At 68.2% G+C, this 24,734-nt stretch carries 23 protein-coding genes; 5 read left to right on the forward strand and 18 right to left on the reverse strand.

From position 1 onward, the window contains the following. Positions 1-18: 18 nt before the first annotated feature. The 4 genes from ACSVDD_RS20610 to ACSVDD_RS20625 are packed head-to-tail and all read right to left on the reverse strand — an operon-like array spanning position 19 to position 4,266. The gene (locus ACSVDD_RS20610) at positions 19-2,103 is read right to left on the reverse strand and encodes a portal protein (protein WP_448191267.1); all 2,085 of its coding nucleotides are present in this window, start codon (positions 2,101-2,103) and stop codon (positions 19-21) included. Further along, positions 2,100-3,563 (reverse strand): terminase large subunit domain-containing protein, encoded by a 1,464-nt coding sequence (locus ACSVDD_RS20615; protein ID WP_448191268.1) that lies wholly within the window; start codon positions 3,561-3,563, stop codon positions 2,100-2,102. The genes ACSVDD_RS20610 and ACSVDD_RS20615 overlap by 4 nt, the downstream gene beginning before the upstream one ends. Continuing rightward, positions 3,560-3,886: a hypothetical protein gene (locus tag ACSVDD_RS20620; protein WP_448191269.1), complete on the reverse strand. Its 327-nt coding sequence runs from the start codon at positions 3,884-3,886 to the stop codon at positions 3,560-3,562. Before ACSVDD_RS20620 ends, ACSVDD_RS20615 begins: the two co-directional genes overlap by 4 nt. Beyond that, positions 3,883-4,266, reverse strand: a complete 384-nt coding sequence (locus ACSVDD_RS20625) for a hypothetical protein (RefSeq protein ID WP_448191270.1) — start codon at positions 4,264-4,266, stop codon at positions 3,883-3,885. Before ACSVDD_RS20625 ends, ACSVDD_RS20620 begins: the two co-directional genes overlap by 4 nt. 180 nt (positions 4,267-4,446) lie before the next feature. On the opposite strand from ACSVDD_RS20625, the gene ACSVDD_RS20630 reads away from it, so the two are divergent. Next, the gene (locus ACSVDD_RS20630) at positions 4,447-4,746 is read left to right on the forward strand and encodes a hypothetical protein (RefSeq protein ID WP_448191271.1); all 300 of its coding nucleotides are present in this window, start codon (positions 4,447-4,449) and stop codon (positions 4,744-4,746) included. A gap of 10 nt (positions 4,747-4,756) precedes the next feature. Here ACSVDD_RS20630 and ACSVDD_RS20635 read toward each other — a convergent pair whose 3' ends face one another. The 3 genes from ACSVDD_RS20635 to ACSVDD_RS20645 form a co-directional block, all read right to left on the reverse strand. After that, complete coding sequence (locus tag ACSVDD_RS20635) at positions 4,757-5,881, reverse strand: tyrosine-type recombinase/integrase (protein WP_448191272.1); 1,125 nt, start codon at positions 5,879-5,881, stop codon at positions 4,757-4,759. Between the two features lie 171 nt (positions 5,882-6,052). Further along, complete coding sequence (locus tag ACSVDD_RS20640) at positions 6,053-7,564, reverse strand: S10 family peptidase (protein WP_448191273.1); 1,512 nt, start codon at positions 7,562-7,564, stop codon at positions 6,053-6,055. A 78-nt stretch (positions 7,565-7,642) separates the two neighbouring features. Continuing rightward, a complete protein-coding gene (locus tag ACSVDD_RS20645) occupies positions 7,643-8,233 on the reverse strand; it encodes a Crp/Fnr family transcriptional regulator (protein ID WP_448191274.1) in 591 nt (196 codons plus the stop codon). Between the two features lie 95 nt (positions 8,234-8,328). Here ACSVDD_RS20645 and ACSVDD_RS20650 point away from each other — a divergent pair, with 95 nt between their 5' ends. Both ACSVDD_RS20650 and ACSVDD_RS20655 read left to right on the forward strand, forming a co-directional pair. Continuing rightward, positions 8,329-8,889 carry a Spy/CpxP family protein refolding chaperone gene (locus ACSVDD_RS20650; RefSeq protein ID WP_448191275.1) on the forward strand — a complete coding sequence of 187 codons (561 nt, stop codon included), beginning with the start codon at positions 8,329-8,331 and terminating at the stop codon, positions 8,887-8,889. 87 nt (positions 8,890-8,976) lie between these two features. Continuing rightward, positions 8,977-10,263, forward strand: a complete 1,287-nt coding sequence (locus tag ACSVDD_RS20655) for a cation:proton antiporter (RefSeq protein WP_448191276.1) — start codon at positions 8,977-8,979, stop codon at positions 10,261-10,263. On the opposite strand, the gene ACSVDD_RS20660 is transcribed toward ACSVDD_RS20655, so the two are convergent. The 4 genes from ACSVDD_RS20660 to ACSVDD_RS20675 form a co-directional block, all read right to left on the reverse strand. Continuing rightward, a complete protein-coding gene (locus ACSVDD_RS20660; protein WP_448191277.1) occupies positions 10,238-10,768 on the reverse strand; it encodes a peroxiredoxin in 531 nt (176 codons plus the stop codon). The genes ACSVDD_RS20655 and ACSVDD_RS20660 overlap by 26 nt on opposite strands. A gap of 131 nt (positions 10,769-10,899) precedes the next feature. Continuing rightward, entirely contained in the window at positions 10,900-12,408 is a 1,509-nt protein-coding gene (gene glpK / locus ACSVDD_RS20665) for a glycerol kinase GlpK (RefSeq protein ID WP_448191278.1), read from the reverse strand. A gap of 29 nt (positions 12,409-12,437) precedes the next feature. Continuing rightward, positions 12,438-13,973 (reverse strand): glycerol-3-phosphate dehydrogenase, encoded by a 1,536-nt coding sequence (glpD, locus tag ACSVDD_RS20670; RefSeq protein ID WP_448191279.1) that lies wholly within the window; start codon positions 13,971-13,973, stop codon positions 12,438-12,440. A gap of 134 nt (positions 13,974-14,107) precedes the next feature. Further along, entirely contained in the window at positions 14,108-15,001 is an 894-nt protein-coding gene (locus tag ACSVDD_RS20675) for a LysR family transcriptional regulator (protein WP_448191280.1), read from the reverse strand. A 133-nt stretch (positions 15,002-15,134) separates the two neighbouring features. On the opposite strand from ACSVDD_RS20675, the gene ACSVDD_RS20680 reads away from it, so the two are divergent. Beyond that, complete coding sequence (locus ACSVDD_RS20680) at positions 15,135-16,565, forward strand: MFS transporter (RefSeq protein ID WP_448191281.1); 1,431 nt, start codon at positions 15,135-15,137, stop codon at positions 16,563-16,565. A 63-nt stretch (positions 16,566-16,628) separates the two neighbouring features. Here the strand turns inward: ACSVDD_RS20680 and ACSVDD_RS20685 are convergent, their stop codons facing one another. The 6 genes from ACSVDD_RS20685 to ACSVDD_RS20710 form a co-directional block, all read right to left on the reverse strand. Continuing rightward, the gene (locus ACSVDD_RS20685) at positions 16,629-18,554 is read right to left on the reverse strand and encodes a propionyl-CoA synthetase (RefSeq protein WP_448191282.1); all 1,926 of its coding nucleotides are present in this window, start codon (positions 18,552-18,554) and stop codon (positions 16,629-16,631) included. Positions 18,555-18,704: 150 nt separating this feature from the next. Continuing rightward, positions 18,705-20,015, reverse strand: a complete 1,311-nt coding sequence (locus ACSVDD_RS20690) for a hydroxyacid-oxoacid transhydrogenase (RefSeq protein WP_448191283.1) — start codon at positions 20,013-20,015, stop codon at positions 18,705-18,707. 63 nt (positions 20,016-20,078) lie between these two features. Continuing rightward, a complete protein-coding gene (locus ACSVDD_RS20695) occupies positions 20,079-20,798 on the reverse strand; it encodes a DUF72 domain-containing protein (RefSeq protein ID WP_448191284.1) in 720 nt (239 codons plus the stop codon). Continuing rightward, positions 20,798-21,754 carry a cation diffusion facilitator family transporter gene (locus tag ACSVDD_RS20700; protein WP_448191285.1) on the reverse strand — a complete coding sequence of 319 codons (957 nt, stop codon included), beginning with the start codon at positions 21,752-21,754 and terminating at the stop codon, positions 20,798-20,800. Before ACSVDD_RS20700 ends, ACSVDD_RS20695 begins: the two co-directional genes overlap by 1 nt. A 70-nt stretch (positions 21,755-21,824) precedes the next feature. Then, positions 21,825-22,325 (reverse strand): DUF4405 domain-containing protein, encoded by a 501-nt coding sequence (locus ACSVDD_RS20705; RefSeq protein WP_448191286.1) that lies wholly within the window; start codon positions 22,323-22,325, stop codon positions 21,825-21,827. A gap of 133 nt (positions 22,326-22,458) precedes the next feature. Then, positions 22,459-22,791, reverse strand: a complete 333-nt coding sequence (locus ACSVDD_RS20710; RefSeq protein ID WP_448191287.1) for a hypothetical protein — start codon at positions 22,789-22,791, stop codon at positions 22,459-22,461. A 225-nt stretch (positions 22,792-23,016) separates the two neighbouring features. Between ACSVDD_RS20710 and ACSVDD_RS20715 the strand changes: the two genes are divergently transcribed. After that, positions 23,017-24,285 carry a lytic murein transglycosylase gene (locus tag ACSVDD_RS20715; protein ID WP_448191288.1) on the forward strand — a complete coding sequence of 423 codons (1,269 nt, stop codon included), beginning with the start codon at positions 23,017-23,019 and terminating at the stop codon, positions 24,283-24,285. 7 nt (positions 24,286-24,292) lie between these two features. Here ACSVDD_RS20715 and ACSVDD_RS20720 read toward each other — a convergent pair whose 3' ends face one another. Beyond that, a complete protein-coding gene (locus ACSVDD_RS20720; protein ID WP_448191289.1) occupies positions 24,293-24,712 on the reverse strand; it encodes a secondary thiamine-phosphate synthase enzyme YjbQ in 420 nt (139 codons plus the stop codon). Positions 24,713-24,734 lie beyond the last annotated feature (22 nt).

Here is a 24,734-nt window from a genome sequence, read left to right on the forward strand (position 1 = left end):
TGTTCACCTTTTGTTCTATTATTGGGCCGAGCCGGGACCAGCCGGCGGGGCATTCATGGGACCGGACGCCGCGGGGGCGGCTCCGGCGGGGAGACGGGGAGGCATGGGACCCTGGACCGGCACGCCGCCGCCCTGCACGTCCTTCATGGGTTCGGGCTGGGGCGGGACCTGGGAGGGGGCCATCTGGGGCTGGCCGGTCGTGTTGCCCAGGAGGGCGTGGATCTGCTGCACGCCCGCGTCGTTCAGCATCCCCATGTGCTCCTGGATGTGGTTCAGGACCACGCCGACGGCCGGGCTGTTGATCCGGACCTCGGGGTTCATCAGGATCGTGCTGTGCTCCAGGATGTGGAGCCGGTGGTTGTCGATGATCAGCGACGGGACCCCCTGCCCTTCCATGAGCATCTCGTTCTCGTGCCGGATCAGGCCCAACTCGGCACTGTCGTGCTCGGTCAGGGGGTCGAGGTTGCCGGTCTCGACCACCGTCAGGTACTCCTCGGGGGTCTTGATGATCCCGAAGTTGATCAGGTTGTGGGCAAGCTCCACGCGGCCGGCCGTGGTACGAGACAGGGGGTTGCCAAGGTCCACGACGACGCGGTTCACGTTCTCCAGGTCGTTGCCGACGAACTCCCGCATGGCCGCGACCTTGGACTTGCCGGCGATGTGGACCAGCCGAGGCGTGCTGGCGAAATCCCGCAGGATCCGGACGGCGTCGGTGCCCACGTCCTCCAGCAGGCGGACGTAGCTCTCCTGAAGGTGCGAGGCGAACTCCAGGGCCTGCTGCTGCACCAGGGCGATGGCGGTACCGGATTCCAGGTTGGCCTGGGGGTTGCCACGCACGACCGAGTTCACGCCCGAGATCGTCTCGATCATGTTCACGAGCAGGTTCAGGAACTGGAAGATCTCGCCGGGCGTCGAGGTCAAGTTCAGGGCCTGGGGCGGGCCACCGGCGAGGTCGTACTCGATCAGGTTCATGCCTTCGAGTTGCTTGACCGTGATTCCGGCATCGCGGGCCGCCGCCACGTTCTGGACGCCGAAGGTCGCGTGGTTCGTGGAGATCGTGCTGACCTCCATGTTCACGAGGTCCTGGAGCGGGGCCAGATCGTTCGCGACGGTGTAGCCGAACTGGGTCCCAAGCTCGGTGCCGGCCGAGATCTGCCGCAGGGTGATCTCGCGGTACGGCAGCGGCATCTCCAGCAGGGTGGTGCCGCTCCGGAGGAACAGGGCGTACTTGCCGTTCGGGAGGGCCGGCGTCTTGCTGTGGAAGAACTCGAACACCTCGATGTCGTCCGTCCCGAGCGAGCGGGAGTTCGACCAGAACAGGCCCGTCATGGACTCTTCGGTCGGGGACTTGATCTCCCGGAGTTCGTCCTCGAACTCGGGGAAGTTCACGATCAGGTCCCAGCGGGAGCGGTACCGCCGGACGATGGCCCAGGTGTTGTCGCTGTGGTCGGCCTTGGTCGGGTCCACGATCACGTCGCAGGGCGGGATCACGTCGAACCGGAGGTCACCCTCGTACACCACCCGCTGCCGGGTTTCCGGCGGGGCCTGGAACTCCGGGGCGACTGGAGCGTCCATCGAGCCCGGCACGACCTCGGTGATGGTCGTGGGCTGCTCGGGCGTGATGTCCTCGACGCCATACTCCCGGCCGGAATCCGCGTCCCAGGTGGTCAGGATGTAGCCGGAATCGAGCAGCAGGGCGTACTCGACCGCGGCCTTGATTTTGGCGTCGAGCCGCTTTTCCCGCAGGTAGTAGTCGAGCAGGTTGTTGGCCAGCCGGGCCTGCTGGAGCGACTTCTGGTCGGAGTTCGTCGCACGAGCCTGGAAAGTCGGGCGGTTGCCGACGATCAGGTTCAAGAGGTGCTGGATGATGTTCCGGAAATGATTGACCGAAACGGCCGAGTACTCGGACTGCTCGCCGACGAAGTGGATCGAGTCCGTGCCTTCGGTGTTCTCGTAGTACTGGTTGTGGTAGTACCGCAGGTTCCGCCGCCACCGGCGGACAACCGGCTGCCGGATCTCTTCGAACTGCTCGATGCGGGCGGTCAATTCACTGGCGAGTTCGTCCCCGGTTTGGGCGGCGAAGTACTGGTTCTTGTTCGTCATCGTTTCCTCGCGAACAGGCCCTCAATCCCGCTGTTTGCCGGTCGCTGGACCTGGGCGGGGATGTGGTGGGTGGTGACGGTCGGACTGGACCCCACCGGGTACGGGTTCGTGCGGTAATCGGCCATGCGGTGCATGTAGATCAGGGCGGAGAGCAAGTCGCAGTGACCGAGCTTCTCGGTCCGCTTGAAGTCCTTCTTTTTGCCCTTCTGATCGACCTCCCAGACACCCATGTCCAACTGCCGCAGCAAGTTCTGGCACTTCGGATTTATCCTGACGCCGCACTGGCTGATTTTCGTCCTGAGCCCGGCAATCGCCACGTCCAGGTCGTATTTAAGGGCCGGCCGGAAGTTGATTCCTGTCACCTTTCTGATTTCCATGATCTTGTCCCACTCGGTGTCCGAGAAGAACTTGATCAGGCCGTGCGGGTGACCGGGCCAGAGTTCGTTCAACTTCTTCTTGATGTCCATTGCGGTGTCGGACGGGGCTTGGTAGTTGACCAGGACTTCGTCCTCGATCACCAGCAACTGCTCCCGGAAGTCCACGTACCCGAACAGGATCGCGTCGTAGTCCTTCACGCCCCAGTCGGCCGAAACGAACGGAACGAAATGGGTCGGGCGTTCTCGCTCCTCGACGGCCAGATCCTTGACGGCCTGCCACTCCGGCACGATCAAGTGGTCGGAGTCGTTGATCAACTGGCACAAGTATTCGCGTTTGAAGCTGTCCCTCTCGCGTGCCGGGATCAGGATCTCGCCCTCGGGGCCGATGATCGACTGGTCGAACTCGATCCGCTCCCGCTTCTCCGGCGACAGCCACGTGTTGTCGTCGAAGGTGCGGCACAGGTAGGTGCCCCGCCGCTGGTGTTCCTCGACGTACCCGACCCACGGGTGGGCCAGGGTCGGGGGCGGCGTAGAACTCATGATGTAGCGGCCGTTCGTGTTCAAGAACATCGGCATGATGACCGAGTCGATGATCCACGGGAGGTTCGCCATGAACGCAGCCTCGTCCAGGATGGCGAGGTGAGTACTTCCGCCTCTGAGCCCTTTACCGTCGGCGGCATCGACGCCCTGGAGCGTGATCGTGCTGCCGTTCGGGAACACGTACTTGTTCCGGTTCCGGAGGTAGACGGGGAGCATGTCCTGCGGGCACGTCTCCAGGATCACCGGCATGTTCTGCTCGACGATCTCGCGGGCCTGCTTGGTGGACGGGGCGAAGAACCGGACGAAGTGGCCAGGGAACAGGATGCAGTGCTCGACCGCCAGCAGGCAGAGCGAGGTCGATTTCCCGGTCTGGCGTGCGATGTTCCAGAGTTGGTTCTGATCGTTCGAGTGGAAGAATTCGTAGATCGGCAACTGGTGCGGACGCAGGATGAACCGGAGGTTCTTCCGCTTCCACAACTCCTTCACGATGGCCGACTTCGGGATCTTCGGCTTCAGGGTCTGGCGATCAACTTCGACAGTCATTCGCCCTGCCAGTCGCCATCCGCGAGCACGCCCTGGCTCCGCCGGCCTTCCTTGCCGACGTGCCGTTCACGGGACGGCTTCTGCGTCACGTTGTCGAGGAACAGGGGCTGGTCTTTGGTGAAGGCTTCGATCAAGTCCTCGTCCGACACACCGTCGAACGTGACCATGTTGTCGAACTTCTGCTCGGCGTCGTAAGCCGAGTAGGTCTTCAGCACCCAATCCCAGGTTTTCTGGTCGATTTTCTCGCCGGCCGTCGCGGCATCGATCAACTGCTTGAGCCGGTAGGTCAGGAGTTGCTCGGCGAGGTCCTTGTTGCGGCTCACCGGCGGATCGTCGGCCGCAGCTTGGCCGCCACCTCGGCGGTCTGGCCGACCTCCTTCACCTTGGTCTCGACCTGGGCTTTCCACTCCGCGAGGCCGTCCAGGACCTCCTGGACGTTCGCCTGGACCTCAGAACGAATCTGATCCTTGGCATCGGCCTGCTGGGCCGCCGCACTGGAGATCGACCGCTTGTGGGCGTAGTTCGCCACCGCGACCAGGGTGGCCACGACGGAAGCGGTGATCGATGTGGGGTCGGGGGTCAGGAAGAGGCTGACGAAGAGGGCGGCGATGGCGGCCCAGGCGAAGATGTTCGTCAGCGACAGCGACGTGCCGGCGTTATCCAGGAGGGACAAAGCCCGCAGCAGTACTTGAATCAACTTCATCGTCGTCCTTGCGGATTAGACCTGGAGGGCGTCGAGGCTTGCTCCAGGACGTATTTATCCGCGGACGCCGGGCGTGGAGTTGCCCGTTAAGGTTCTACTTTGTAAGGTTGCTGAATTTACAATTGCAACGAATAGGATTCGTGATATGCTCAAGCTCGGGGTCAAGCTATGGAGGGTGTCATGAAGGTTGCGATTGAGGTCACGAAGCCGAACGGCGAGACGGCGGTGCACACGTTCGACTGCTCGCGGTACAAGGCCGCGGCGTACAAGTCCTGGTCGGACGCCCGGCTCCAGGACGCTCACCGGCAGATCACCCAGGTCTACGCGATCCAGAACGGGTACGTGCCGTCGCCCCAGGAGTACGCCCGCATCATGATGGCCCTGGACGCACGGGGGCACAGCCTCGATCTCGACGGCGAGATCGATGGTGACGACACCCGGTACGCGGGACTGAAGTACAAGCTCAGGAAGGCCGGGTAACCCCGGCCTTTCACCGCTTGGGGCGGCGGCGGAACAAGCCCTCGGCCTGCATCTCGGCCAGGACCTTGTCGTAGGTCCGGGCTTGCTCGCGTTCCGTGTGGCCCATCCAGGCCGCGAGCCGGCCGGGCCTCGCCCTGCCCCGCTGTAGCTCCAGAGTGGCTCGGGTGTGCCGCAGGCTGCCGAGCGTGCGGTGGTTGCCCTCGCCGTCCTCGTACAGCCCCTCCCGGAGGAGGAAGTAGTGGAACTGCTCGGAGAGCCGCTTGAGGTCGGAGAACACCGGTCCGGAGGTGCGACCGCCCCGGACGAACCCGACCTTCTCCACGATGGTCTGGACCACCGGCAGCACCGGAATCGTCCGCTTCTTCTGCTTGCCCCGCAGATGGATCCGGGCCGGCTCGCCCGTCTTGGGGTTCCACTTCTTGACCACGTCCTCATGCCGGAAGTTCCGGGCCTCAACGACGCGGCAGCCGGTGTGGTAACAGAACAGCACCAGGAGGTGCAGTTCCTCGTGCTCGTACCGGAGAGCCCGCCGGAGCTTCACGAAGGTCCGGAGGTCGAAGTAGCTGTTGTCGTAGTCGTCCGGGGGCTGCTGCTTGATCGGAGCCCGGATTTTGTCCCGCCGGTACCCCTTCTCGACCGCGAACTCGCTCCAGGTCCGCAACGTCACCAAATCCACCGCGATGGTGGACAGCTTCGCCCCGTCCTTCATCCGCTTCTGGGTGAACCGCTCGGCGTCCTTCTGGGTCAACGACGACAAGTGGCGGGTCCCGAACATCGGCAGGACGTGGTTCCGGCTGATCCCCTCGTGCCGCCGGACGTGGTCGTGCAGGGGGTTCCTCTTCCTCACCCAGGCGATGAACTCCTCGAACAGGTCCTTCATCACCGGCTCGGTGATGGGCTCCTCCCGGTACAGCTTGATCACGGTCTTGCGGCTCAACTCGCGGGCCACCGCCATGGCCTCGTCGAGGTTGGACTTCCCGGTGGATTTCGGCCGCGGGGTGTCCACGCCGGGGATGATCAGCCGAACGTACCAGTTCTTGCTGTCCTTCCGCCGGAGCAGGGTCGCGTACGTGTCCGGGACCGGTACAACCTCACGGTAGTACCCGTTGGACTGAAAAATCCGAACGTCCGTCACAGGTCCCTCACAGCCCGATCTGTGATTTGAGCGAGAAACCTAAGGGGTTCCAACGGGTTCGGCAAGCCCCGCCGCCCCGATCACAGCGAGGGCTGTGACGGACCTGTGACCGAATTGCCGTGCTGGAGCCAGAACGGCTATTTCCGTTCTGAATACTTTAGCCCAGCAAATTCAACGGATTGCGTCCTCAACCAACTGGCGAGCATCCTCAAATAATTGTTTCCGGGGCATCGGCAGCGTGTACATCATGTGCCCACCGTCGTAGACCGGCACGCGGACCCGGCCGCGCTGCCCGTCCGGCAGTTCCAGCTGCGCCGCCAGCCAGCGCGAGCCCAGGTAGGGCGTCACCATGTCGTTGCGGCCGTGCGCGATCATCACGTGCAGCCCCGGCGTCAGCGACAGCACCTGCTGCAACTCGTCCATGGCGCTGGGGTGCCCCTCGCGCGGCCATTCCCAGCCGCGGTTGACGGCGCCGTTGAGCAGGTGGAACGGCAGCTCCGTGCGGAAGTTCAGCTCCTGCTGGGCGTAGGCGGCGAACGCCGTCGAATAGGCCGGCACGGTGCCGGTGAGGTACGGGTCCTCGGCAACGCGCGGCGACGACGGGTCGGGGTCGGGACCGCTGAAGGCGCCGTCGTAGATGCTGACCACGCGCCCCTTGGCACGCAGCAGCTCGCGTGCGAAGACGCCCGCCGACACCCGGCCGCGGTGGCGGGCCACCAGTTCCACCGGCAAGCCGGTCAGCCGCGCCACCTCGGCGAACAGGTTGGCCGAGGCGTCCAGGCGGCCAACGTCGAGCGTCGCCAGCCCGGCGAGGTAGTCGGTCAGCGCGAAACGCGCCGCGCGCTCGGCGGCGTCGGCCGGGGCCTCCTCGACCAGCCCCTGCGCGGCGGCACTGGCCGCCATGGCCGGCAGCCTCAGCGCCGTGGTCAGCAGGCCGGTGGTTTCGTCGCGCACCGTGCCGAAGTCGATCACCGGCGACACCATGACCAGCGCGTTGACGGCGATGCCCGATTGCCGGAACAGCTCGCGCGCCATCTTGGCGATGCGGAAGCCGCCGTAGCTCTCGCCGACCAGCAGCTTGGGCGAGGCCCAGCGGTCGTTGCGGGCGATCCACAGCCGGACGATCTCCGACAGGGTGCGGGCGTCGGCGTCCACCTTCCAGAAGCGCTTCTCGGCATCGTCGCCGGGCTTGAGCGCGCCGCTGTATCCGGTGCCGACCGGGTCGATGAAGACGAGATCGGCGAAGCTCAGCCAACTGTCGGGGTTGTCGGCCATCGGCACCGGCGGCCGGGGCAGCGAGCCATCCGCGTTGAAGCGCACGATCCGTGGGCCGAGGGCGCCAAGGTGCAGGTAGGCCGACGCGGCGCCGGGGCCGCCGTTGAAGACGAAGGCGACCGGCCGCTTGCCCGGCTCGGACCCGTCCAGCGTGTAGGTGGTGGTGAAGATCCGCGCCAGAACCTCGTCCTTGCCGGCGTCCTTGACCGGCAGGAACTCGGCCACCGCCGTGTAGGCCAGGGAGCCAACGGTGTGATGGGTCACCGCGCGCTGCGCGTCGAAGGCGGCGGGCTTCTCGCTGCGCTCGGCCTTGGGGGTGTCGGGTTTGTTGTCCTGGGCGGGTGCCGCCATCGGCAGCGCAAGGATCGCGGCAAGGGTCAGCGCGGCGAGGGACGGGCGGAGCGGCATCGGGACGGGTCCGGGAATCGTGCGGGGCGTGCCTTGCCCATGTGGGGTGCGTTGCGCGACGAACAAGCGAGAGGGCGGTCAGCGGCCCGTCAGCACGATGCGTCCCTCCGTGCGGAGGAGCCGGCCGCCGCGTTCCAGCTTAGCCAAGGCGCGGTAGATCGCCTCGTGCGTCAGGCCGATTTCGGCGGCGATCTCCGTCCACGGACGGTCGAGCACGACCTCCGGCGGCGTGCCGGTCGCCTGCATCCGCAGCCATGTCAGGATGCGCTCGGATGCCGAGCGGATGTTGCGCAACTCCAGCCGGGCGCGCAGGTCCCGCACCTGTGTCGCCAAAGCGCGGGCGAGGCCCAACGCCGCCTGCGGGTCGGTCCCGAGCGCGGCGATCAGGTCCGTTTTGGGGACGATTGTGACCTCCGACGGAGCTTCCGCGACGCCGTCGCAGTGATAGGCCTCTGCCCAGAGCGCCGCCTCGGCACAGGTCTCGCCTGCCCTGGCGACATGCACCGCCACCGAGGTTCCATCGTCCAGATGGCGGACGAGGCGGATGCGGCCGGCGTTCACGAAGAACACCGCCAGCGTGCGGTCGCCCTGACGGAACAGCGCCTCGCCCACCCCCAGCCGCCGCCGCACCAGCCGGCCTGGGGCGATCAGGCCCACCCATGCTGCCACGCCCCGCATCCTTGCCTCCCGGCCATATGATCCGGATCATACACGGACGGTGTGCCGACGATCCATGGTGCAGCATCCGATCAAAGGGAGTTCCCATGCTCGCACGCGGCCTCGTCGCCCTCATCCTGCTGGTCCCGGCCGTTGCGCCGGCCCAGACACCGTCACCGTACGCCGGGCAGCAGACCCGCGAGATCAAGGCGCTGTCGCCGGAGGATATGGAAAGCCTGCTGAAGGCCAAGGGCATGGGGCTCGCCAAGGCGGCCGAGTTGAACGGCTATCCGGGACCGCCGCACGTCCTCGATCTCGCGGCGGATCTCGGGCTGAGCGCGGAACAGGTCACCGCCATGAAGGACATCCTGGCCCGCATGACCGCGGCGGCCAAGCCGCTCGGCACGACCATCGTGGAGCGCGAACGCGACCTCGACCGGCAATTCGCGGAACGCCGCATCGACCAGGCGTCGCTGGCCGCGGCGACGGCCGGGATCGCGCAGATCCAGGGCGAGTTGCGGGCCGTCCACCTCGCCGCGCACCTGGAAACCCGCGCCGCGTTGAGCGACGAGCAGGCCAGCCGGTACAACACACTGCGCGGCTATGGCGGGCCTGGAAACGAGATGGGGCACGGCCATCACGGACAAGGCAAGCCGCACGGCGGTTGAGGACGGGGCGTAACGGAAACGCGTTCCGCGCGTTCTTTAGACCGGGGGTCGCCGAGGTCGGGCGGCGTTGGTCCGAGGGCGTGCGTCATGTCTTCCTACATCGTGGCACTGGTCTGCGTCGGCCTGCTGATCCTGCTGGTCGCGTGGCTGCCGATGGTGCTGAAGGAACTGCCGCTCTCGCTGCCCATCGTCTGCGTGCTGTTCGGCTTCGGGCTGTTCCAGATCCCCGTGCTGAAGTTCCCCGACCCGCTGGAGTACCCGCAGGCCACCGAGCGGCTGAGCGAGTTCATCGTCATCGTGGCGCTGATGGGCGCCGGGCTGAAGCTCGACCGGCCGCTGGGCTGGCGGTCGTGGATGATCACGTGGCGGCTGCTGGGCATCACCATGCCGCTGTCGATCGCGGCCATCGCGCTGATCGGCTGGGGGATTCTGGGGCTGTCGGCGCCGGAGGCGGTGCTGCTCGGAGCGGTGCTGGCGCCCACCGACCCGGTGCTGGCCTCCGACGTTCAGGTCGGGCCGCCGAAGTCGGGCGAGGAGGACGAGGTGCGTTTCAGCCTGACCTCGGAGGCCGGGCTGAACGACGGGCTGGCCTTCCCGTTCGTCAACCTCGCCATCGCCATGGCGGCGGCCGGGGCTGCGGCGGGCGACTGGACGCTGGAGTGGTTCGGCATGGACGTGGTGTGGAAGCTGGCGGCCGGTGTCGGCATGGGCTGGCTGGCCGGCAAGGCGCTGGGCGTGCTCACCTTCCGGCTGCCGAACCGGGCCAAGCTGGCGCGCACCGGCGACGGCTTCGTCTCGCTGGGCATCACGCTGATCGCTTACGGCGCCACCGAGCTGGTGCACGGCTACGGCTTCCTCGCCGTGTTCATCGCGGCGCTGGCGCTGCGCCACGAGGAGCGGAGCCATGAGTACCACGAGAAGCTGCACGACTTCATCGAGCAGATGGAACGGCTGCTGATGATGGCGTTGCTGGTGCTGTTCGGCGGGGCGCTGGCGCGCGGCCTGCTGGAGCCGCTGAGCTGGACGGCGGCGCTGGCCGGGGTGGTGATCCTGTTCGCCGTCCGCCCGGTCGCCGGGTTCGTCGGGCTGGCCGGGACGGCGGTGCCGCGGCACGAGCAGGCGGTCATCGGTTTTTTTGGAATCCGCGGCCTGGGATCGTTCTATTATCTGGCCTACGCGCTGAACAAGGTGCAGTTCGCGCAGCCGGATGTGCTGTGGGCGGTCGTGGGGTTCATCGTGCTGGTGTCCATCGTCGTGCATGGGACGACGGTGACGCCGGTCATGCGCCGGGTGGACAGCAGTCGCCGCGAATCCGGCGGGACGCCAAGCGCCCCGCCGGTGGCCGAGGTTAGCGGCTCTTCAGGTACTTCATGACGTTCTCGGGGGCCGACTCGCCGTACGGGTCGCCGTTCTGGCCCTCGTCGTTGATGCCCGGCTCCTCGAACCACTTCTCGATGACGCCGTCGTTGACGACCATGGCGTAGCGCCAGCTGCGCATGCCGAAGCCGACGTGGTCCTTGTTGATCAGCATGCCCATGCGGCGGGTGAAGTGGCCCGAGCCGTCCGGGATCAGCTTGACCTTCTCGAGGCCGAGGTTCTTGCCCCACTGGAACATGACGAAGGCGTCGTTGACGCTGAGGCAGTAGATCTCGTCCACGCCCAGGCCGCGGAACTCGTCGTACATCCGCTCATAGGCCGGGCACTGCTCGTTGGAGCAGGTCGGCGTGAACGCGCCGGGCAGCGAGAACACCACCACGCGCTTGCCGGCGAACATGTCGTCGCTCTTGACGTCCTGCCAGCGGAACGGGTTCGGGCCGCCGATGCTCTCGTCGCGGACACGGGTCTTGAAGACAACCGAAGGCGTCTTGCGTCCTTCCATGGGGATTCTCCTGAATGGCATGATGAAAAATGGCCGAAACTTGGGCCTGACCATACGGCAGGGCCGGCGCCGATCCAACCCCTTCGTTCAACCGGAAAGGCGGATATCCGGCACGGTCGGAAGGAGCGCTTTTAGGCCATTCCCGGCCGGTGCGGGCGCCGCACCCGGTCCACCGCATCGAGCCAGCCGTCATAGAGCCGGGCGCGCTTCGCCGCGTCCATCCGCGGCTCGAAGCGGCGGTCGCAGCGCCACGCCGTGGCCACCGCGGCCTGGTCGCGGTAGATCCCGGCGTGCAAGCCGGCGAGGCTGGCGGCGCCCAGCGCCGTGGTCTCGATCACTGCCGGGCGCTCGACCGGCACCTCCAGCAGGTCGGCGAGGAACTGGCACAGCCAGTCGTTGGCCGCCATGCCGCCGTCCACCCGCAGCGCCCCCGCGGGCGCCGGCCAGTCGGACAGCATGGCGTCGCGCAGGTCGCGCGTCTGGTAGGCGACCGCCTCCAGCGCCGCGCGGGCGATGTGCGCGGGCCCCGCGTCCAGCGTCAGGCCGGAGATGGTGGCCCGCGCGTGCGGGTCCCAATGCGGCGCGCCCAGCCCGACGAAGGCCGGCACCATGTAGACGCCGTGGCTGTCCGGCACGCGGGTCGCCAGATCGTCGGTCTGCGAGGCGTGCGTGATGATGCCCAGCCCGTCGCGCAGCCACTTCACCGCGGCGCCGGCCACGAAGATCGAACCCTCCAGCGCGTAGATCGGCCGGCCGTCCAGGCGGTAGGCGACGGTGGTCAGCAGGTTGTTGCCGGAGACGACCGGCGTGCCGCCGGTGTTGAGCAGCGCGAAGCAGCCGGTCCCGTAGGTGGACTTGACCATGCCCGGCTCGAAGCACGCCTGCCCGAAGGTCGCCGCCTGCTGGTCGCCGGCAATGCCGGTGATGGGCACCGGCTCGCCGAGGATGTCCGGGGTGGTGGCGCCGAACTCGGCGCTGCTGTCCAGCACGTCCGGCAGCATGGCGCGGGGCACGCGGAACAGCGCCAGCAACTCGTCGTCCCAGTCCTGGTGGTGGATGTCGAACAGCATGGTGCGCGACGCGTTGGTGGCGTCGGTGGCGTGGACGCGCCCGCCGGTCAGGCGGTGCAGCAGGAAACTGTCGACGGTGCCGAAACACAGCTCGCCACGCTCCGCCCGCACCCGCGCGCCGGGCACGGCGTCGAGAATCCAGGCGGCCTTGGTGGCGGAGAAATAGGCGTCGATCAGCAGGCCTGTCTTCGCCTTGACCAGAGGGAGGAAACCGTCCTCGACCAGCGACCGGCAGGCGTCGGCGGTGCGGCGGTCCTGCCAGACGACGGCGCGGTGGATCGGCTCGCCGGTCGCGCGGTCCCAGACGATGGTGGTCTCGCGCTGGTTGGTGATGCCGATGGCGGCGATGTTCGAGGCGGTCAGATGCGCGTCGGCGATGGCGTCGCGCATGACGGCGACGGTGTCGCGCCAGATGTCCTCGGGGTCGTGCTCGACCCAGCCGTCCGCCGGGTAGTGCTGCGCGAACTCCCGCCGCGCCACGCCGACCGGAAGCCCCTGCCCGTCGAAAACGATGGCGCGGGTGGATGTGGTGCCCTGGTCGATGGCCAGGACGTAGCCGGCGTCGGGCATGTCGGGACTCCCTTGTCACTCCACCGCTGTCACTCCGCCGCCTTGTCCGTGATGCCCGCCGGATCGCGGCGGGCATCGGCCATGTAGGCGTTCAGTTCCTGCATCTGCCGGGCGTTCAGCCGCAGCCCGAGCTTGGAGCGGCGCCACAGCACGTCCTCGGCGGTCTGCGCCCACTCCTCCTCCATGAGGTAGCGCACCTCCGCCTCGGTCAAGGTGGCGCCGAAGCTGCGGCCGAGGTCGGCAAGGCTGGCCACCTTGCCCAGCAGCACCCGCGTGCGGGTGCCGTAGGCGCGCACCAGACGCCTCATGTGCTCCGGGGCGACGAAGGGGTAGCGGGCGCGCAGTTCGGCAACCAGCGCGTCGAACCCGTCCACCGGAAAGTCGCCGCCGGGCAACGGCGAGCGGCTCGACCAGCCGGCGTCCGTCGCCATGGGCAGGTGCGGGGCGAGCTTCTTCAGCGCCGCCTCGGCCAGCTTGCGGTAGGTGGTGATCTTGCCGCCGAAGACGCTCAGCAGCGGCGGCGCCCCGGCCGGCGCGTCGAGCGCCAGCACATAGTCGCGCGTCGCTGCCTGCGCCGCCGAGGCACCGTCGTCGTATAGCGGGCGGACGCCGGAGTAGGTCCACACCACGTCCTCCGCGCGGATCGGCTTGGCGAAATACTCGCTGGCCGCGGCGCACAGGTAGGCGATGTCCTCCGGCGAGGCGCGCACGCCCGCCGGGTCGGCCTTGTAGTCGCGGTCGGTGGTGCCGATCAGCGTGAAGTCGCGCTCGTACGGGATGGCGAAGACGATGCGCCCGTCGGCGTTCTGGAAGATGTAGCAGCGCTCGTGCTCGAAGAGGCGCGAGACAACGATGTGCGACCCCTGCACCAGACGGGTGCTCGCCCCGATATCCGTGCGCACCCCCTTGGTCAGCACGTCCGCCACCCACGGGCCAGCGGCGTTGACCAGGGCGCGGGCGCGCACGGTGGAGCGCTCGCCGGTGCGCGTGTCCTCCAGCGTGGCGTGCCACAGGCCGTTACGGCGCTCCGCGTCGATGAAGCGCGTGCGCGTGCGAATGGTGGCGCCCAAGCGGGCGGCGTCCTGCGCGTTCAGCACGACCAGACGCGCGTCCTCGACCCAGCAGTCCGAATATTCGAACGCGCGGGCGAACCCCGGCTTGAGGGAGGCTCCGGCCGCGTCGCTGCGCAGATCGAGCCCGCGCGTGCCGGGCAGCCGCTCGCGCCCGCCGAGGTGGTCGTAGAGGAACAGCCCGAGACGCAGGAACCACGCCGGGCGCAGGCCGGGCAGGTGCGGCAGCACGAAGCGCAGCGGCCAGATGATGTGCGGCGCCATGCGCCACAGCACCTCGCGCTCCTTCAGCGCTTCGCGGACCAGCCGGAACTCGTAGTATTCCAGATAGCGCAACCCGCCGTGGATCAGCTTGGTCGAGGCCGACGACGTGGCGGACGCGAGGTCGCCCTGCTCGCACAGGAAGACCGAACAGCCGCGCCCGGCGGCGTCCCGCGCGATGCCGCAGCCGTTGATGCCGCCGCCGACGATGGCAAGGTCGTAGACCACCGCCATCCTCCCCTTCGCACCGCCGGCCCGGCCGGCGTTCGTTTGGTTCGTGGGAAAACCATATGCACGGGCAATGTGAACTTCAATGCGAAATAACCGCGCCTAAAACGAAAGTGCTGGGGGTATGCTCCCGGTATGGCTCATGGCCGGATGCAAACGTCGCGAACGCAGTGTCTGAGCCAGCGGTGCGCTGGATCGGCGTCGAGCCTGGGGTGCCAGAGCATCGAAACCGTGATCTGCGGGGAGAGGACCGGAAGCGGAAAGCTGTGCAGGCCGACGCGCAGATTTTCCGTGTGTCGCTCAGGGACACTGGCGATCAAGTCGGTGGCTCGGGCCAGCGCCAGCGCGGCTGAAAAGCCGCCGACAATGGTGACGATGTCCCGTTCCAGACCAAGCGGCTGCAAGGCTTCATCGATCGGCCCCTTGTCGAGGCCCCGCCGCGAGACGAGGATGTGCCTGCCGGCGGCGTAGCGGGAGGGGGTGACGTCGCCCCGACAGAGTGGGTGGCCCAGCCGCACGACGCCGATGAAACGGTCTCGGAACAAGGCTTGCGTGCGCACTTCCGGACCCGTCGCCTTCCCCACGACCCCGGTTTCCAGATCGACGGTCCCGTCGCGAAGCGGTGCTCTGTCCTTGTCCAATTTCGGCACGAAGCGCAGCCGCACACCGGGAGAGTCCTCAGCGACGCGGGCAATGAGCGCCGGTCCGAAGTTCTCCACGAAGCCGTCGCTCGTGCGCAGCGTGAACGTCCGCACGAGCCGCTTGAAATCGAGCGTCTCGGCAGGGCGCAGGACCGCCTCGCCATCCTGCACGAGCCGGCCGACCTGTTCGCGCAGTTCGAGCGCCCGCGGCGTGGGAACGAGGCCGCGTCCGGCCCTCACCAGCAGCGGGTCGCCTGTCGTTTCGCGCAATCGCGCCAGCGCCCGGCTCATCGCCGAAGGACTGAGCCGCAAGCGCTGGGCGGCGCGCGCAACGCTGCCTTCCGCAAGCAGGACATCGAGTGTGACGAGCAGGTTGAGATCGGGTCGTGGCATGCATCGACCATAGCACCGTCCGATATGGCGTTGCGTGCATCAATGGAGTGCAAACGCTGCGCCTTCCGCCATGTCAGGCACGGGGCCAGAGTTCCCGAAGCCCCATTCGGGGAGCAGAAAGGGATCGAAGGTCATGCTGAAGCCAATGGAACACCAGGACTGGAGCCGGCGCCACGCCGCGCCCTCGGTTCGATGGGCGCTTGCCGGCCTGTCGATCTCCATGCTGCTGTCCTCCCTCGGCACCAGCATCGCCAATGTTGCGTTGCCGACTTTGGCAGAGGCGTTCGGCGCCTCCTTTCAGCAGGTCCAGTGGATCGTCGTTGCCTATCTCCTCGCCAGCACCATTCTGATCGTCAGCGTGGGACGGCTCGGCGACCGGATCGGCCGCCGACGGCTGCTGCTGGCGGGCATCGTCCTGTTCACAGCAGCCTCATGCCTGTGCGGCGTCACGTCCACACTGTGGCTGCTGATCGCTGCACGGGCGGCGCAAGGGCTCGGCGCCGCCATCATGATGGCCCTCACCATGGCGTTCGTCGGTCAAACGGTTCCAAAAGCACGGACCGGCAGTGCCATGGGACTGCTCGGAACGATGTCCGCGATTGGCACCGCTCTCGGTCCGTCGCTCGGCGGCGTCCTGATCGCCGGGTTTGGTTGGCGCGCCATTTTCCTGATCAATCTTCCGCTTGGCGTCCTCGCGTTTCTTCTCGCCGGTCGCCAGTTGCCCGCCGATCGCAAGGCGCAGACAGCGGACCCGGCCGGCTTCGACCATCCCGGCACGCTCCTGCTTGCCCTGACGCTCGGCGCCTATGCACTCGCCATGACCATCGGGCGCGGCAACTTCGGTCCGCTCAACGGGGCTCTGCTGCTCGCGGCCGTCGTCGGCGCCGGCCTCTTCGTGCTCGCCGAGTCCAGGGCGACATCACCTTTGATCCAATTAGCGATGTTTCGCGATCCGGTTCTGAGCGCGGGCCTCACCATGAGCATGCTCGTCTCGACGGTGATGATGGCAACGCTGGTGGTCGGGCCGTTCTATCTCGCGCGCACGTTCGCGCTCGACACCGCGCTTGTCGGATTCGTGATGTCGGTCGGCCCACTGACCGCCGCGCTGACCGGCGTGCCCGCCGGCCGTATCGTGGACCGTTTCGGCGCACGGCGCATGACCATCGGCGGACTCATCGGAACAGGCACGGGTTGCTGCCTTCTGTCCGTGATCCCGGCCACGCTGGGCGTTTCCGGTTACGTCGTCCCCATCGTCGTCACCACCGCCGGCTATGCGCTGTTCCAGGCGGCGAACAACACCGCCGTCATGGCGGATGTCGCCCCGGACCGGCGAGGCGTCGTTTCCGGGATGCTCAACCTGTCTCGCAATCTCGGGCTCATCACCGGGGCCTCCGTCATGGGCGCCGTGTTCGCGCTCGCATCGCGGGCGACCGACATGACCACGGCACCTCCCGAGGCCGTCGCCAGCAGCATGCGGATCACCTTCGCGCTCGCGACGGCCCTGATCGCCCTTGCGCTCATCACCATCCGAAACCGCGCCGAACCTGCAAAACTACCCATCTAGCCGCCAACAAACGCAAAACCCCTCCCCCGTTTCCGGGGGAGGGGCTTTCGTGGTCGGGGGAGCCTACTCGGCGCCGTCGTACTTGGCGGCGTAGCCCAGGGACTTCAGCGCGTCGGCGATCTCCGGCAGGATGCCCGGATCGTCGATGGTCGCCGGCACCTTGTGCTCGGCGTTGTCGGCGATCTTCTGCATGGTGCCGCGCAGGATCTTGCCCGAGCGCGTCTTCGGCAGGCGGTCCACCACCACGGCGCGCTTGAAGTCGGCCACCGGGCCGATCTGGTCACGCACCAGGGCGACGACTTCCTTGACGATCTCCTCGTACGGACGGGTGACGCCCGCCTTCAGGCACAGGAAGCCCAGCGGCACCTGCCCCTTGAGGTCGTCGGCGACGCCGATGACCGCGCACTCGGCGACGTCCTTGTGGCTGCACAGAACCTCTTCCATCGCACCCGTGGACAGGCGGTGGCCGGCCACGTTGATGATGTCGTCGGTGCGGGCCATGATGTAGACGTAGCCGTCGTCGTCGATGAAGCCCGCGTCACCGGTCTGGTAGTAGCCCGGATAGTCGGCCATGTACGACTTGACGAAGCGGTCCTCGGCGTTCCACAGCGTCGGGAAGGTGCCGGGAGGCAGCGGCAGCTTGGCGCAGATGGCGCCGGTGTCGCCGCGCGGCACTTCCTTGTGCTCGGCGTCCAGGATGCGGATGTCCCAGCCGGCCATCGGACGCGTCGCCGAGCCGTACTTGATCGGGAACAGGTGCACGCCCAGCGGGTTGCCGGTGATCGCCCAGCCGGTCTCGGTCTGCCACCAGTGGTCGATGACCGGAACGTTCAGGTTGTCCTCGGCCCAGTGCAGCGTGTCGGGGTCGGAGCGCTCGCCGGCCAGGAACAGGGCGCGCAGCGTGCTCAGATCGTACTTCTTGATCAGCTCGCCGTTCGGGTCGTCGCGCTTGATGGCGCGGAACGCCGTCGGCGCGGTGAACAGCGTGCGCACCTTGTGCTGCTCGATGACGCGCCAGAAGGTGCCGGCGTCCGGCGTGCCGACCGGCTTGCCCTCGAACACCACCGTGGTGCAGCCGTTCAGCAGCGGCGCGTAGCAGATGTAGGAGTGGCCGACCACCCAGCCCACATCCGACGCCGCCCAGTACACCTCGCCGGGCTCGACGTTGTAGAGGTGCTTCATCGTCCACAGGAGCGCCACGGCGTGGCTGCCGTTGTCGCGCACCACGCCCTTGGGCTGGCCGGTGGTGCCGGAGGTGTAGAGGATGTACAGCGGGTCGGTCGCCTCGACCGGAACGCACTCGGCCGGCTCGGCCTTGGCGACGGCGTCGGCCCAGGCCACGTCACGGCCCTCGACCAGGGTCGCGGTCTCCTGCGGGCGCTGGAAGATGATGCAGGCGGCGGGCTTGTGGTCGGCCTGCTCGATGGCGGCGTCGAGCATCGGCTTGTACTTGACGACGCGGTTCGGCTCGATGCCGCAGGACGCCGAGACGATGACCTTCGGCGCCGCGTCGTTGATGCGGGTGGCCAGCTCGTGCGGGGCGAAGCCGCCGAACACCACCGAGTGCACGGCACCCAGGCGCGCGCAGGCCAGCATGGCGACGACCGACTGCGGGATCATCGGCATGTAGAGGATGACGCGGTCGCCCTTCTCCACGCCCTGCGCGCGCAACGCGCCGGCGAAGCGGGAGACCTGATCCTGCAACTCGTTGTAGGTGATGGTCTGGACGGTGCCGGTGACCGGGCTGTCATAGATGATGGCGGCCTGATCGCCGCGGCCCTGCTCCACATGGCGGTCGACGGCGTTGTAGCAGGTGTTCAGAACGCCGCCCTTGAACCAGCGGTAGAACGGCGGGTTGGTGTCGTCGAGCACCTTGTCCCAGCGCTTGATCCAGGTGACCTTCTCGGCGGCTTCGGCCCAGAACCCCTCGGGGTCGGAGAGCGAGCGCGCGTGGATCGCGTCATAGGTGGCGGCTGACGTCTGACTCATGGAGAGCGTCCTTTTTTTCGTTAGCTGCAGATTCCCCCGACACCTGCGCAACGATCCGTCGCGCAGGCGCGTCAATGTGCTACAAAACATAAGGGAATTGCAAACCCGATGACGGGCGATGCGGCGCCAGGACGCGGGGCGGCGGCGCCGTCACCAGTACCGCATCGCGTCCCCGTACAGCCCGCGCAGATCCTCCTCGCCAACCGGGCACGGGGCGATGGACAGCAGGCGCTGCTGCGCCATCGCACCCTTGACGAGGCCGGGGACGTCGTCCGGGCCGTAGCCCAGCGCCGACAGGCCGTTCGGCAGGTTGGTCGCCCGCATCAGCGCGATCAGTGTCTCGGCCAGCGCGTTGCCGGCGTCCTCCGGGGCGAGGCCGCGCACCTCGGCGCCCAGAGCCTCGGCGGCGCGGCGGTGTGCCTCGGGGGCGGCGGGGCCGGTGAAGCGGAAGGCCGCGGGCGCGTTCAGCACCACCGAAATGCCGTGCGGCACCATGGGGTTGGCCTTCTCGTAGCCCAGCGCCACGAAGCTGTGGTTCATGCCGGCCACCGAGTAGGACATGGCGTGCGGGATGTGCACCCCGGCGTTGCCGAACGCCAGCCCGGCCAGCGTGGCGCCCCACATCAGCCCGTCGCGCGCCTCGTGGTCGGCCGGGTCGTTCACCGCGCGCACGAGGTACGACCCGCCCAGGCGGATCGCCTGCAAGCTGCCCATGTCCGACCAGGGGTTGGCGCCCTGGTAGGGCGGGCGCTCGGCGGCGCTGCCGGGGCGCGGGCGGGTCACGTAAGGGCGCGCGGTGTGCGATTCAATCGCGTGCGTCAGCACGTCGAAGCCGGTCGCCGCCACCACGCCGGCCGGCAGGCTGTAGGTGGTCGTCGGGTCCACCACCGACATGGTCGGCCGCAGGTACTTGGACGAGATGCCGGTCTTCACCTTCATCTCGACGTGGTCGAAGATCGCGACGCCGGTGGTCTCGCTGCCGGTGCCGCAGGTGGTCGGGCACGCGATGTGCGGCTTGACCGGCCCCGGCACCGGCCGTCCCTCGCCCAGCGGCTTGTTGACGTAGGCCAGGAAGTCGGCGGGGTGCGTCGCGTACAGGTTGGCCGCCTTGGCGGTGTCGATCACCGAGCCGCCGCCGATGGAGATGAAGCCGTCGAACGTGCCGTCGCGGGCGAAATCGGCAGCCTCCAGGAACGACGCGCTGGTCGGCTCGACCCGGCAACGGTCGTAGATCGCGACGTCCAAACCCTCCTCCCGCAGCGATTCCAGCGCCACCTGGAAGGGTGTCGTCTGCGCCACGTTGGGGTCGGTGAACAGCGCCACGCGCAGCATGCGCAGATTGCGGGCGTCCTTGCCCAGCTCAGCCAGCATGCCCGGCCCGAACTTCATGGACGAGGCCTCGACGGTGAAGCCCCGCTCGCCCAGCGGATCGACGGAGTAGGCGCTCTGAGTGCGCGGCATGACGGTGATCCTCCCCACGGATTGCTTTGTTGTCGACCATGGGAGCGCGACCGCCCCCGGATGTCAACCTGTCAGCCGGGAGAATACGGACAGCGCGTCCGCCGTGGCGTGGCCGAGCGCGGTGTTGTCGAAGATGCACCACACCGGCCGTCGCGCCGCTTCCGTCCCCAGCCGCGCGGCGATCCGCTCCAGCGCGTCCGGCGGGTATGGCGAGTAGTAGATCTCCGGGGAGCCGTGCAGGCGCAGGTACGCCAGCCCGTCCCAGCCGCCGGGCTCGGCCGCGGCCGGTACCGGCGCCGGGTCGGCGGCGGCGCGCGCCACCCGGTGCGCGGCCAGCAGCCGCTCGGCCGCATCGGTGAACCACGAGGCGTGGCGCGGCTCGCATACCACGTCACCGGTGAAGCGGGCGCGCAGTGCCTCGAAGAAGGCGCCGGCCACCGCTGCGTCGAAGCGGCCGCTCGGCGGCAACTGCACCAGCAGCGGGCCGAGCCGGCCGCCCAGTTCCCCGGCCTCGGCCAGGAAGCGGTCCAGCAGGTCGGCGGCGTTGTTCAGGCGGCGGACATGGGTGATCGCCTTGGGCAGCTTGACCGCGAAGCGGAACCCCGCCGGGGCCGAGGCGGCCCAGCGCGCGTAGGTCTCCGGCTTGTGCGGCCGGTAGAAGGAGCTGTTGATCTCCACGCAAGGCAACACGCGGGCGTAGCGCTCCAGATGCGTGCCGTCGCCGGGAAAGCGGTCGGCGACCGCCTTGGGGATGCTCCAGCCGGCGGTGCCGATGCGGATCATCAGACGGCGCGCGCCTGACGCGGCGGAGGCAGCGGCCGGTCGCGGCGCTCGCGCAGGCTCTCGGCCTCGACGAAGACACGGCGGATCTGCGGGAACTGCCGGCGGATGCGGCCTTCCAGGGTGCAGACCGTGTCCTCCACCTCGTGGGCGGTGAGGTCGTCGGCGAACTCGACGCTGAGGTTCAGCAGCACGTCGTCGGGACCCATGTGCATGGTCAGCACGTCGATGGGGCGCTTGACGCGGCGCTCCTCGCCGACGATGCGGCGGATGCCGTCGATGACCCGGCGCTCGGCCGCCTCGCCGATCAGCAAGCCCTTGGATTCATAGGCCAGCAGCGCCGCCACCACCGCCAGCACGACGCCGATGGCGATGGACGCCAGCGCGTCGTAGACCGGGTTGCCGGTGAGCATGCCGGCCAGGATGCCGGCCGCCGCCAGGACGAGGCCGATGATGGCCGCGCTGTCCTCGAACAGCACGACGAACACCGCCGGGTTCTTGGAGCGGCGGACGGCGGCGAACAGGCTGGTGCCGGTCATGGAGCGGCGGAACTCCCGCATGGCGACCCACCACGCCCCGCCCTCGAAGACGAAAGCAATGCCCAGCACGACGAGGTTCACCCATGGATTGCCGGGCGGTTGCGGGTTGCGCAGCGCCTGCCAGCCCTCGTACAGCGACAGCCCGGCGCCAATGCCGAAGATCAGGATGGCGACGACGAACGCCCAGAAATACACCTCGCGCCCATAGCCGAAGGGGTGTTCGGGAGTCGCCGGCCGGCGGGCGCGGCGGATGCCGTGCAGCAGCAGCATCTGGTTGCCGCTGTCCACCACGGAGTGGATCGCCTCGCTGAACATGGCGGCCGAGCCGGTGAACGCGCTGGCGACGAACTTCGTCACCGCGATCAGCGCGTTGCCGATCAACGCCGCGACCACAACCCGCGTGCTGGAATGGTCGGCCAAGCCGGAACACCTCCGCTGAAAAACCACGGAGGTGCAACATGGATCGGGGGGCGGGGTTCCCGGCGGCGGACTATCGCCCCCGGCTCGTCACGAGGAGGGACAGGACGCCGGGGGCGCCGATGCCCGCCCGCTTGCCGATGGCGTCCAGCGTCTCGCCGGCCTGGGCGTCGATGTTCGCCGCCTTCAGGATGGCGACAGCGGCCGGCGGGGCGACACCGAGAGCCGGGGCCGCCGTTTCCAGCGTGGCGCCGGACATCGCCCGGAAGACCGCGCCGGGGCCGCCGCTCGGCGCGGTCGTCCCCGTCATCCCGGTCAGGACCACCGAAACCACGAGGCTGACGGCGAACGCCGCAAGCGCCATGTTCCGCCTGAGGTACTGGGTGAAGGCGCCCCAGTTCCTGACCAGATGCCACATCGCGATCACCGAGAACGCGACGCTCAGCCATTCGTGGGAAAACCGCACCAGCCCGGCGTACCAGCGCGCCAGAAGCATGACCCCGGTCACGGTCGAGACGATGAACAGGACGATGGTGACCGGGGTAACGACGTGGCGGGAGAAAGTCTTGGTCATGACGGACACGGTGGCAGCCTCGCGTGGCGGATGGATCGAAGGCCGCCGACATTAGGTCCGTATTGTAACCGGGGCATGTCCGGGCGGGGCGCCGTGTGTAACCGTGTGTAACGGCGCCCCGCCCCTCCCCTCATCAGAATGCCAGTTCGGGCTGCACCTCGCGGCGCTCGAATTCGGCGATCTGGCGGGCCATCTCGCGGCGCGCCTTTTCGGCCTCGTAGAGCGGACGGTACTTGCCGATGAAGCCCTTGCGGCAGGCGCGGTGGAAGCGGTCGGCCGCCGCCTTCCAGTCGTCGCCGGGGCGCACCCAGCTCACATAGGTGACACCCGTGCGCAGATCGGTGCGCAGGTAGCGGCCCCGGCCCTTCTCGCCCCGCACCCACTGGCCGGGCCTCAACTGCAAGGCACCGTGCGCCAGCAGCATGGACACCTGCGGCGTCAGGTCGATGATCGGAAAGTACCGCACGGAACTCCTCCCGGGGCCGGCGTCTCGGGCCGCCCTCACGTTGGTCACAGATGGTCTTGGAACGGCTCTACATATGGGGTTTCGACCCCATCCGTTCAAGATTTGTTCACGGTGTCCGATGAGGTTTTCCAACGGTCCTGGCACTTTGGCGGTTGAGCGCGGCGAGGCTTGAGCCTACCTTGCGCGGGCACCCCTTCCCCGGTCCTTTCCCAGCGTGCCCCGTCCATGAAGCACCCCCTCCGCGTCCTGCTCGCCGCCGCGATCCTCGCGGGCTGCCAGACCACCAGCGCGACCCCCGTCACCGCCGCGGGCGGTCAAGCCGACAACGCCGTCGCCACTCCCAGCGCGCAGCAGACACAGACCTTTGCCGAGTGGCTGGCCGGCTTGCGCACCGAAGCGCTGGGTCAGGGCGTGCGTCCGGCGACCCTCGACCGCGCCTTCGCCCACGTGCAGTTGCGCGACCGGGTACTGGAGCTGGATTCGAGCCAGCCGGAGTTCACCCGCCAGCCCTGGCAGTACCTGGACAGCGCGGTGTCCGACGTGCGGGTGCGCAACGGGCGGGAGAAGATCCAGCAGAACCAGACGGTGCTTCGCCGTGTCTCGCAGCGCTCCGGCGTGCCGGCGGAGATCCTGGCGGCGTTCTGGGGCATCGAGACCGACTTCGGGCGCGAGACCGGCGGCTTCCCGGTGGTGGATGCGCTGTCCACGCTGGCCTACAAGGGCCGGCGCGCCGCCTATTTCCGCACCGAGCTGCTGGCGGCGCTGAAGATCCTCGACAGCGGCGACATCACGCCGGAGCGCATGAACGGCTCCTGGGCCGGCGCCATGGGCATGACGCAGTTCATGCCGACGATCTTCCTCAAGCACGCCGTCGACGAGGACGGCGACGGCAAGCGCGACATCTGGGGCAGCCTGCCGGACGTCTTCGCCTCGACCGCCAAGTTCGTGCTGGCCAACGGCTGGCGCAGCGGCGAGCGCTGGGGCGAAGAGGTGACGCTGCCCGCCGACTTCCCCTACGAACAGGCCGAGTTGACGGTGAGCAAGCCGGTGGCCGAGTGGCGGCGCCTGGGCGTGCGGCCGGTGGGCGGCGGCGAGCTGGCGGGCGATGGCAACGCCTCGGTGCTGCTGCTGGCCGGGGCGCAGGGGCCGGCGTTCCTGGCGCGCGAAAACTTCCGCGCCATCATGAAGTACAACCCGTCCACCAGCTACGCGCTGGCGGTGGCGCTGCTGGCCGACCGCATGGCCGGCGGGCCGGGCGTGCAGGGCTCCTGGCCGCGCAACGAGCCGGCGCTGAGCAAGGACGAGCGCATGGAGCTGCAACAGCGCTTGACGACGCTGGGCTTCGAGCCGGGCGCGGCGGACGGCATCGTCGGCGCCAACACCCGCAACGCGGTGCGCCGGTTCCAGAAGTCCATCAACGCGGTGCCGGACGGCTTCGCGACGAAGTCGCTGCTGGAGCGGTTGCGGCAGGCGTCGGGCATGGCGGCGGGATAACGCCGCCCTACTCCCCGATCATATGCAGCACCACCTCGCGCGCATGCGGGCGGGCGCGGTGCTCGAACAGGTAGATGCCCTGCCAACTGCCGAGCGCCATCCGGCCGCCGGTCACGGGGATGGAGAGCTGCACCGCCGTCAACGCCGCGCGGATGTGGGCCGGCATGTCGTCCGGCCCCTCCAGCGTGTGCTCGTAAAGCGACGGGTCCTCCCGGACAAGGCGCTTGAAGAAGCGCTCCAGATCGGTGCGCACGTCCGGGTCGGCGTTCTCCTGGATCACCAGCGAGGCCGAGGTGTGCCGGCAGAACAGCGTCAGCAGCCCGGTCGCAATGCCCGTACCGCCCAGCCAGCGGGCGACGGGGTGCGTGATCTCCACCAAGCCCCGGCCGCGGGTTTCGACGGGCAGCCTGGTCGTCGCCTGTTTCAAGTCCTTCCCTCCATGAACTCCG

This window comes from Azospirillum terrae, assembly GCF_053470425.1.